Raw genomic sequence first — 9,794 nt, 5'->3', positions numbered from 1 at the left:
GAGCCGAATCATCCTCCTGCCTCGGCCGGTTGCGTGGCTTCGAGGAGTTCGGCGAGTTCCACGAGGTCCGTGCCGGTGAGGCGGGGGAGGGCGCAGCCGGAGAGGGTGCGGCAGCTGTCGCGCCAGGACGCGGGGATCGCGGCGCCGCCGCCGAGGGCGCCGGTGAGGGCGCCGACGAGGGCGGGGGCGGAGTCGGCGACTCGGGAGAGGCAGGCGGCGGCGGGGACGGCTTCGGCGATGCGGCCGTTCGCGGCGGTGGTGAGGGCGAGGGCTACCGGCACGGTTTCGGCGGCTGCGATGCCGTAGCTGTAGACGTGGTCGACGATTTGGTGTTCCAGGTGGGGGATGAGTGCGAAGGCGCTGTCGGCGTCTTGGGCGAGGGTGAGGGCGTGGCGGGCGTTGCGGCCGATCTCGGTCTCGGGTGGGAGTTCTTCGAGGGCGGCTGTGACGCAGGTGGTCGGGTCGGCGCCGGACAGGGCCAGGGAGAGGGCCGCCGCCATGGCTCGGGCGCCGTGTACTCCGTCGCCGTCCTGGGTGTAGCGGGCGTCGAACTCGGCGAGTTCCGCGGCCAGTTGGGGGTCTCCGGGGTGGGCCACTGCCAGGACGCAGGCTCGGATGCAGGCCGCGTCGTCGAAGTAGTGGGGGTTGTCGTGGCCGGTGGCGGGTGGGCGTAGGCCGGTGGCCAGGTTGCCCAGGCCTGCGCGGACGGAGATGCGGGCGCGGAGGGGGAGGACGGCGGATTCGATTTCCGGGGCGCGGTCTGCTGCGGCGGCTACCTCGCTGGCTACGGCGTTCCAGGTGAGGTCGATGGCTGCGCGCATGCGGCGGTGGCGGCTGAGGTCGCCGAGGGCGGTGTCGTCGCCTGCTCTCAGTACGGCTTCTGCGGCGAAGGCTGCCCATTCCGCGTCGTCCGAGGGACCGAGGCGGAGGGGTTCGGGGGGTTGGTTGAGGGCGATGGGGACGGGGAGGGTGGTGGTGGCGTTCTGCTCGGCGAAGGTGTCGAGTTCTCGGGTGAGGCGGCGGGTCCATTCCGGCATGCGGGCGGCTCGGTGGCGGGCGGCGGGCCAGCCGGCGGCGTCGCCTGCGGCCAGGCCCAGCAGGAGACCTTCGGTTCTTCGGGGGTTTGTCGCCCCCGCCGCCCCTACCCGTCCCTTCCCCAGGGGCGCTGCCCCTTCGACCCCGCCAGGGGGCTCCGCCCCCTGGACCCCCGTCGGCCCTGAAGGGGCCTCGTCCTCAAACGCCGGACGGGCTGGAATGCCTGGCCTGAGTGTCATTGCTCCCCCTCCGCCGCCAGTACGTAGTCCCCCGGCGTCAGCAAGTCCGCCACGTCCAGTACGTGGTGGCCGCGCATCGCTGGGAGGCAGGTGCCGCGGGCCGGGCCGATTGCTGTTGCCCAGTCCGTTGGGATTGAGGACGCGCCCTCCGTTGCTCCTGCCAGGGCGCCCGCCACCGCTGCCGTCGTGTCCGCGTCGCGGCCCATGTTCACCGCTGTCAGGACCGAGTGGACGAAGTCGCCGTCCGCCGCCGCGTAGGCGCCGAAGGCCAGGGCCACTGCCTCGGGGGCCAGGTCGGTCCAGGGGTAGCCGCCGATGACCACTGCGGAGCGGACCGCTCGTTCGCCTCGGTGGGCCACCGCTACCGCTCGGCGCAGGGAGCGGGCCGTCCAGGAGTCGTCGGGGACCACCGCCAGGGCCGATGCCACCACCGCGATCGTGGGGGCGCCCGCCATCGCCGCCGCCACTCCTGCCGCCACCGCCTGGCCGCCGTAGATGCCCTCCCCGTCATGGCTCACCGAGCCGTCGATCGCCACCAGGCGGGCCGCCTCCGCCGGGCGGCCCGCCGCGAAGACGCCGAAGGGGGCCGCGCGCATGGCCAGGCCGTCGCTCCAGGCGTGGCGGTGCTGGGCCGAGATGGGGGCGGCCAGGCCTCGGCGGAGGTTCTCCAGGGTGCCGCGCTCGCTGAAGCCGGCGCCTCGGAACGGGCCCTCTTCGCGGTCGGCGATCCACTCGTGCCACGCCGCTTCCACATGCGCCGGTGTGAGCGCCGAGCCGTGGCGGGCCAGCAGCAGGCCCGAGAAGATCGCGTACTCCGTGTCGTCAGTGCCGGAGGGGGTGTCGACGACGTAGCCCGTGATGCGGCCCCAGCGCGCTCGGATCTCCGACGGCTTCATGTTCTCCGCCGGGGCGCCCAGCGCGTCGCCCACCGCCAGGCCCAGAAGCGCGCCGCGCGCCCGGTCGCGGAGTTCGGCGGCGTCCCCCGGCGCCGGGACCGAGGGGATGCAGGCGATCGATGCCATACGCGGCCTCTCCTCCGGGGGCTCTCAGGGCGCGGAGCCCTTTGCGGATGTGTCCCACGGGAGGGAGGCGGGAGAGCCTCACGCGCCCCAGCGTCACCCGGTCGACATCTGTGCGGCCTATCTATCGAATGAGCGCAAAGATGCAAACCTGCAGGTTAGCCCAGCCTTTCCTTGCTGGCGACGGTGGAATGCGCGGCATAGATTGGGGGTTGTCGAAGAATAGAACTCGTCCAAACTGAGCCTTTCCTTAGTTCGAGGGGGACCAGCTACATGGCCATCATCGAGACCGAGGCCTCACTCCATGAGGCCCACCGTGACAACCACACCCACCGCGATGTGAACGGCGGCTGGCTGCGCCCGGCCGTCTTCGGTGCCATGGACGGGCTCGTCTCCAACCTCGCCCTGATGACCGGTGTCGCCGGTGGGCAGGTCAGTCATCAGACCGTGGTGCTGACCGGGCTCGCCGGTCTCGCCGCCGGTGCCTTCTCCATGGCCGCCGGCGAGTACACCTCCGTCGCCTCGCAGCGCGAGCTCGTCGAGGCCGAGCTGGATGTCGAGCGGCGGGAGCTGCGTAAGCATCCGCAGGATGAGGAGGCGGAGCTGGCGGCTCTCTATCGGGCGCGTGGGGTTGACAGTCACCTTGCTGACGAAGTTGCCCGGCAGCTCTCCCGGGATCCCGAGCAGGCGCTTGAAATACACGCCCGCGAGGAGCTCGGGATCGATCCTGGCGACCTGCCCTCGCCCACCGTCGCCGCCGTTTCCTCCTTCGGCTCCTTCGCGCTGGGCGCCCTGCTCCCCGTACTGCCGTATCTGCTCGGTGCGACCGCGCTGTGGCCCGCCGTGCTGCTCGCGTTGTTCGGGCTCTTCGCCTGCGGTGCCGTCGTGGCCAAGGTGACCGCGCGGACCTGGTGGTACAGCGGTTTGCGGCAACTTGCCCTGGGTGGTGCCGCGGCCGGTGTGACGTACGCCCTGGGCAGCCTGTTCGGAACGGCCGTAGGATAGCGCGACTGGAACTTATGCGTTGGGCCGCATAAGTAGCCGTTACTCGCTGGTTTCGAATGCTTAACCACCGGGCATGAGCCGTAAGCGCTGTGGGCAATGGTGCCTGCCGCGCACCTGTGCGAGGTGGGCGACGACGCTCCCCTCGCCACCGTCCGACAGGCACCGATCTGACCGATCTTGTCCCTGTCGGTCCCCCATCACTTTCGGCCGCTGCGCGCGGCCTCGCCGTCACCCCGCGGCGTCCGCATGTTGGAACGGAGTATCCGGTTCCCGAGAACCGCTCCATCATGTAACCTGCACGAAATTTTGATCTCAGCGCAGTTCCCAGCGCAGATCACTCGCAGAGGGCCAACGTCGTCCCTCGGCACCTGCTAAATGCCACTGACGACGACGGGAGAGCCGATGCGTACGCCGCGCCAGCCGTCCCAGCATTCCGCGAATGGCCAGAACTGGTCCTTCATGGATGCTCGCCCTGCTGCGCAGGGTATGTACGACCCCCGCAACGAGCACGACGCCTGTGGCGTCGGCTTCGTGGCCACCCTCACCGGCGAGGCGAGCCACGCGCTGGTCGAGCAGGCGCTCACGGTTCTGCGCAACCTGGAGCACCGCGGCGCCACCGGCTCCGAGCCCGACTCGGGTGACGGCGCCGGCATCCTCTCCCAGGTGCCGGACGCCTTCTTCCGCGAGGTAGCCGGATTCGAGCTGCCCGCGGCCGGTGCGTACGCCGTCGGTATCGCCTTCCTGCCGGAGAACGGCACCGAGGACGCCGTCTCACAGATCGAGACGGTCGCCGCTGAGGAGGGCCTCACCGTCCTCGGCTGGCGTGAGGTTCCCGTCGCGCCCGAACTGCTCGGCGCCACCGCCCGTTCGACGATGCCCGCCTTCCGGCAGATCTTCGTCACCGACGGCGTCTCGGCGGACATCGACCTCGACCGCAAGGCCTTTGTGCTGCGCAAGCGCGCCGAGCGCGAGGCCGGCGTCTACTTCCCGTCGCTGTCCGCCCGCACGATCGTGTACAAGGGCATGCTGACCACCGGCCAGCTGGAGCCCTTCTTCCCGGACCTGTCCGACCGCCGCTTCGCCTCCGCGATCGCGCTCGTGCACTCCCGGTTCTCCACGAACACCTTCCCGTCGTGGCCGCTCGCCCACCCGTACCGCTTCGTCGCGCACAACGGTGAGATCAACACCGTCAAGGGCAACCGCAACTGGATGGTCGCCCGCGAGTCGCAGCTCGTCTCCGAGCTCTTCGGTACGGAGAAGCTGGAGCGGATCTTCCCGATCTGCACCCCCGACGCCTCCGACTCCGCGTCCTTCGACGAGGTCCTCGAACTCCTGCACCTCGGCGGCCGTTCGCTGCCGCACTCCGTGCTGATGATGATCCCGGAGGCGTGGGAGAACCACGACTCCATGGACCCGGCCCGGCGCGCCTTCTACCAGTTCCACGCCACGATGATGGAGCCCTGGGACGGCCCGGCCTGTGTCACCTTCACCGACGGCAAGCAGGTCGGCGCGGTCCTGGACCGCAACGGCCTTCGCCCCGGCCGCTACTGGGTCACCGACGAGGGCCTGGTCGTCCTCGGCTCCGAGGTCGGCGTCCTCGACATCGACCCCTCCAAGGTCGTCCGCAAGGGCCGGCTGCAGCCCGGCAGGATGTTCCTCGTCGACACCGTCGAGCACCGCATCATCGAGGACGACGAGATCAAGGCCCAGCTCGCCGCGGAGAAGCCCTACGCGGAGTGGCTGGAGGCCGGCGAGATCGAGCTGTCCGACCTGCCCGAGCGCGAGCACATCGTGCACACCCACGCCTCGGTCACCCGCCGCCAGCAGACCTTCGGTTACACCGAGGAAGAGCTGCGGATCATCCTGGCGCCGATGGCCAAGGCCGCCGCCGAGCCGATCGGTTCGATGGGCACCGACTCGCCGATCGCCGCGCTGAGCGAGCGTCCGCGCCTGCTCTTCGACTACTTCACCCAGCTGTTCGCGCAGGTCACCAACCCGCCGCTGGACGCCATCCGCGAGGAGCTCGTCACCTCGCTGCGTTCGTCCCTCGGCCCCGCGAGCAACCTGCTGGAGCCGACGGCCGCGTCCTGTCGTAGCGTCACGCTGCCGTTCCCGGTGATCGACAACGACGAGCTGGCCAAGCTCATCCACATCAACGCCGACGGCGACATGCCCGGCTTCAAGGCCGCGACCCTGTCCGGTCTGTACCGGGTCTCCGGCGGCGGTGACTCCCTCGCCGCGCGCATCGAGGAGATCTGCGCCGAGGCCGACGCCGCCATCGAGAACGGCGCCCGTCTGATCGTCCTGTCGGACCGTCACTCCGACGCCGAGCACGCGCCGATCCCCTCGCTGCTGCTCACCGCGGCCGTCCACCACCACCTCATCCGCACCAAGCAGCGCACCCAGGTGGGCCTGCTGGTCGAGGCCGGTGACGTCCGCGAGGTCCACCATGTCGCCCTGCTCATCGGCTTCGGCGCCGCGGCGGTCAACCCGTACCTGGCGATGGAGTCGGTCGAGGACCTGGTCCGCGCCGGTACGTTCCTCCCCGGCATGGAGCCCGAGCAGGCCATCCGCAACCTGATCTACGCCCTGGGCAAGGGTGTTCTGAAGGTCATGTCGAAGATGGGCATCTCCACCGTCGCCTCCTACCGCGGCGCCCAGGTCTTCGAGGCCGTCGGTCTCGACCAGGCCTTCGTGGAGAAGTACTTCAACGGCACCGCCACCAAGATCGGCGGCGTCGGCATCGACGTCATCGCCAAGGAGGTCGCCGCCCGCCACGCCAAGGCGTACCCGGCCTCCGGCATCGCCCCGGCGCACCGCGCGCTGGACATCGGCGGCGAGTACCAGTGGCGCCGCGAGGGCGAGCCGCACCTGTTCGACCCGGAGACGGTGTTCCGCCTCCAGCACTCGACCCGCACCGGGCGCTACGACATCTTCAAGAAGTACACGGACCGCGTGAACGAGCAGTCCGAGCGCCTGATGACGCTCCGCGGGCTCTTCGGCTTCACCTCGGACCGTCAGCCGATCTCGATCGACGAGGTCGAGCCGGTCTCCGAGATCGTCAAGCGGTTCTCGACGGGCGCCATGTCGTACGGCTCCATCTCCAAGGAAGCCCACGAGACGCTCGCCATCGCCATGAACCAGCTGGGCGGCAAGTCCAACACCGGTGAGGGCGGCGAGGACGCGGACCGGCTGTACGACCCGGCGCGGCGTTCGTCGATCAAGCAGGTCGCCTCCGGCCGCTTCGGTGTGACCTCGGAGTACCTGGTCAACGCCGACGACATCCAGATCAAGATGGCCCAGGGCGCCAAGCCCGGTGAGGGCGGCCAGCTGCCCGGCCACAAGGTCTACCCGTGGGTCGCCAAGACGCGTCACTCGACGCCGGGCGTGGGCCTGATCTCCCCGCCGCCGCACCACGACATCTACTCCATCGAAGACCTGGCCCAGCTGATCCACGACCTGAAGAACGCGAACCCTCAGGCGCGGATTCACGTCAAGCTGGTCTCCGAGGTCGGCGTCGGCACGGTCGCCGCGGGTGTGTCCAAGGCGCACGCGGACGTCGTCCTGATCTCCGGTCACGACGGTGGTACGGGCGCCTCGCCGCTCACCTCGCTCAAGCACGCCGGCGGTCCCTGGGAGCTGGGTCTCGCCGAGACCCAGCAGACCCTGCTGCTCAACGGCCTGCGCGACCGCATCGTCGTGCAGACCGACGGTCAGCTGAAGACCGGCCGTGACGTCGTCATCGCCGCGCTGCTCGGCGCCGAGGAGTTCGGTTTCGCGACCGCGCCGCTCGTCGTCTCCGGCTGCGTCATGATGCGCGTCTGCCACCTGGACACCTGCCCGGTCGGCATCGCCACCCAGAACCCGACGCTGCGCGACCGGTTCTCCGGCAAGGCCGAATACGTCGTGAACTTCTTCCAGTTCATCGCCGAAGAGGTCCGCGAGATCCTCGCCGAGCTCGGCTTCCGGTCCATCGAGGAGGCCGTCGGCCACGCCGAGGCGCTCGATGTGACCCGCGCGGTCGACCACTGGAAGGCGCAGGGCCTGAACCTGGAGCCGCTGTTCCATGTGCCCGCCCTGCCCGAGGGCGCGGTCCGCCACCAGCTGATCGAGCAGGACCACGGTCTGGAGAAGGCGCTCGACAACGAGCTGATCAAGCTCGCCGCCGACGCCCTCGCCGCGGACTCCGCCACCGACGCCCAGCCGGTGCGCGCCCAGGTCGCCATCCGCAACATCAACCGCACGGTCGGCACCATGCTCGGCCACGAGGTGACGAAGAAGTTCGGTGGCGCGGGCCTGCCCGACGACACCATCGACATCACCTTCACGGGTTCCGCCGGCCAGTCCTTCGGCGCCTTCCTCCCGCGCGGTGTCACGCTGCGCCTGGAGGGCGACGCCAACGACTACGTCGGCAAGGGCCTCTCCGGCGGCCGGGTCATCGTCCGGCCCGACCGGAACGCCGACCACCTCGCCGAGTACTCGACCATCGCGGGCAACACCATCGCCTACGGCGCGACCGGCGGCGAGCTGTTCCTGCGCGGTCGTACCGGTGAGCGGTTCTGTGTCCGCAACTCCGGCGCGACCGTGGTCTCCGAGGGCGTGGGCGACCACGGCTGCGAGTACATGACCGGCGGTCACGCGGTGGTGCTCGGTGAGACGGGCCGTAACTTCGCGGCCGGTATGTCGGGCGGTGTCGCCTACGTCATCGACCTCGACCGCGACAACGTCAACGTCGGCAACCTCGACGCGATCGAGGCGCTCTCGGACGACGACCGCAAGTGGCTGCACGACGTGGTGCGCCGGCACGCCGAGGAGACCGGTTCGACGGTCGCCGAGAAGCTGCTCGCCGACTGGGACGCCAACGTGGAGCGCTTCAGCAAGATCATCCCCAGCACGTACAAGGCAGTGCTCGCCGCCAAGGCCGCCGCCGAGCAGGCCGGTCTCTCCGAGACCGAGATCACCGAGAAGATGATGGAGGCGGCGATCAATGGCTGACCCGAAGGGCTTCCTCAACCACGGGCGCGAGGTCGCCAAGTCGCGCCCCGTCGACGTACGGCTGAAGGACTGGAACGAGGTCTACGTCCCCGGCTCCCTGCTGCCGATCATCAGCAAGCAGGCCAGCCGCTGCATGGACTGCGGCATCCCGTTCTGCCACAACGGCTGTCCGCTCGGGAACCTGATCCCGGAGTGGAACGACTACGCCTACCGCGAGGACTGGTCGGCCGCACAGGAGCGACTGCACGCGACCAACAACTTCCCGGAGTTCACCGGTCGCCTCTGCCCGGCGCCCTGTGAGTCGGCGTGTGTGCTCGGCATCAACCAGCCGGCCGTCACCATCAAGAACGTCGAAGTCTCCATCATCGACAAGGCGTGGGAGACCGGTGACGTCGCCCCGCAGGCGCCCGAGCGCCTGTCCGGCAAGACGGTCGCCGTCATCGGCTCGGGCCCGGCCGGCCTGGCCGCCGCCCAGCAGCTCACCCGGGCCGGTCACACCGTCGCCGTCTACGAGCGCGCGGACCGTATCGGCGGCCTTCTCCGCTACGGCATCCCCGAGTTCAAGATGGAGAAGCGGCACATCAACCGCCGTATCGAGCAGATGCGCGCGGAGGGCACCCGCTTCCGGACCGGTATCGAGATCGGCCGCGACCTCAAGGCCACCGACCTGAAGAAGCGGTACGACGCCGTCGTCATCGCCGCCGGTGCCACCACCGCCCGTGATCTCCCCGTCCCCGGGCGGGAGTTGAAGGGCATCTACCAGGCCATGGAGTACCTGCCCCTGGCCAACAAGGTGCAGGAGGGCGACTACGTCACCACTCCGATCTCGGCCGAGGGCAAGCACGTCGTCGTCATCGGCGGTGGCGACACCGGCGCCGACTGCGTGGGCACCGCCCACCGTCAGGGCGCGGCCTCGGTGACGCAGCTGGAGATCATGCCCCGCCCGAACGACGAGCGGAACAACGTCGCCCAGCCGTGGCCGACCTTCCCGATGCTCTACAAGGTCACCTCCGCGCACGAGGAGGGCGGCGAGCGGGTTTACTCCGTCTCGACGACCCACTTCGAGGGCGACGAGGACGGCAACGTCCAGTGGCTGCACCTGACCGAGGTGGAGTTCATCGACGGCAAGCTGACCCCGAAGCCGGGCACCGAGCGGAAGATCCCCGCGCAGCTGGTGACACTGGCGATGGGCTTCACCGGTACGGACCGCGAGAACGGCCTGGTGGACCAGTTCGCCCTGGACCTCGACGAGCGCGGCAACATCGCCCGTGACGCCGACTTCCAGACCAATGTGCCGGGCGTGTTCGTCGCCGGTGACGCGGGCCGTGGCCAGTCGCTGATCGTGTGGGCCATCGCCGAGGGCCGCTCGGCCGCCCGTGGCGTGGACCGCTTCCTGACCGGCGCCAGCGATCTGCCGGCCCCGATCCGCCCGACCGACCGGGCCCTGATGGTCTGACGGACCGTCGAGGTCCGTTCAAGAGACGTCCCGTACAAAGGCGTA

The 9,794-nt window shown here is 69.9% G+C and carries 5 protein-coding genes; 3 read left to right on the top strand and 2 right to left on the bottom strand.

Annotation, left to right across the window (positions count from 1 at the left end):
* Positions 1-8: 8 nt before the first annotated feature.
* A complete protein-coding gene (locus tag OHT76_RS11445; protein ID WP_328870671.1) occupies positions 9-1,274 on the bottom strand; it encodes an ADP-ribosylglycohydrolase family protein in 1,266 nt (421 codons plus the stop codon).
* Complete coding sequence (locus tag OHT76_RS11440) at positions 1,271-2,296, bottom strand: ADP-ribosylglycohydrolase family protein (RefSeq protein WP_328870670.1); 1,026 nt, start codon at positions 2,294-2,296, stop codon at positions 1,271-1,273. Before OHT76_RS11440 ends, OHT76_RS11445 begins: the two co-directional genes overlap by 4 nt.
* Before the next feature lie 270 nt (positions 2,297-2,566).
* On the opposite strand from OHT76_RS11440, the gene OHT76_RS11435 reads away from it, so the two are divergent.
* The 3 genes from OHT76_RS11435 (at position 2,567) to OHT76_RS11425 (ending at position 9,749) form a co-directional block, all read left to right on the top strand.
* Entirely contained in the window at positions 2,567-3,298 is a 732-nt protein-coding gene (locus tag OHT76_RS11435; protein ID WP_328870669.1) for a VIT1/CCC1 transporter family protein, read from the top strand.
* A gap of 402 nt (positions 3,299-3,700) precedes the next feature.
* Complete coding sequence (gene gltB / locus OHT76_RS11430; protein WP_328870668.1) at positions 3,701-8,293, top strand: glutamate synthase large subunit; 4,593 nt, start codon at positions 3,701-3,703, stop codon at positions 8,291-8,293.
* Complete coding sequence (locus tag OHT76_RS11425; RefSeq protein ID WP_328870667.1) at positions 8,286-9,749, top strand: glutamate synthase subunit beta; 1,464 nt, start codon at positions 8,286-8,288, stop codon at positions 9,747-9,749. Before gltB ends, OHT76_RS11425 begins: the two co-directional genes overlap by 8 nt.
* The last annotated feature ends 45 nt before the right edge of the window (positions 9,750-9,794 follow it).

The sequence above is a fragment of the Streptomyces sp. NBC_00287 genome (assembly GCF_036173105.1).
Lineage (GTDB): Bacteria > Actinomycetota > Actinomycetes > Streptomycetales > Streptomycetaceae > Streptomyces.
Note: the sequence above shows the minus strand (reverse complement) of the source record. Positions and strands in the feature narration are given on the sequence as shown.

Excerpts from the sequence above, each read along its gene's own strand:
- OHT76_RS11445 (WP_328870671.1), bottom strand. The coding sequence starts at position 1,274 with ATGACACTCAGGCCAGGCATTCCAGCCCGTCCGGCGTTTGAGGACGAG.
- OHT76_RS11440 (WP_328870670.1), bottom strand. The coding sequence starts at position 2,296 with ATGGCATCGATCGCCTGCATCCCCTCGGTCCCGGCGCCGGGGGACGCC.
- OHT76_RS11435 (WP_328870669.1), top strand. The coding sequence starts at position 2,567 with ATGGCCATCATCGAGACCGAGGCCTCACTCCATGAGGCCCACCGTGAC.
- gltB (WP_328870668.1), top strand. The coding sequence starts at position 3,701 with ATGCGTACGCCGCGCCAGCCGTCCCAGCATTCCGCGAATGGCCAGAAC.
- OHT76_RS11425 (WP_328870667.1), top strand. The coding sequence starts at position 8,286 with ATGGCTGACCCGAAGGGCTTCCTCAACCACGGGCGCGAGGTCGCCAAG.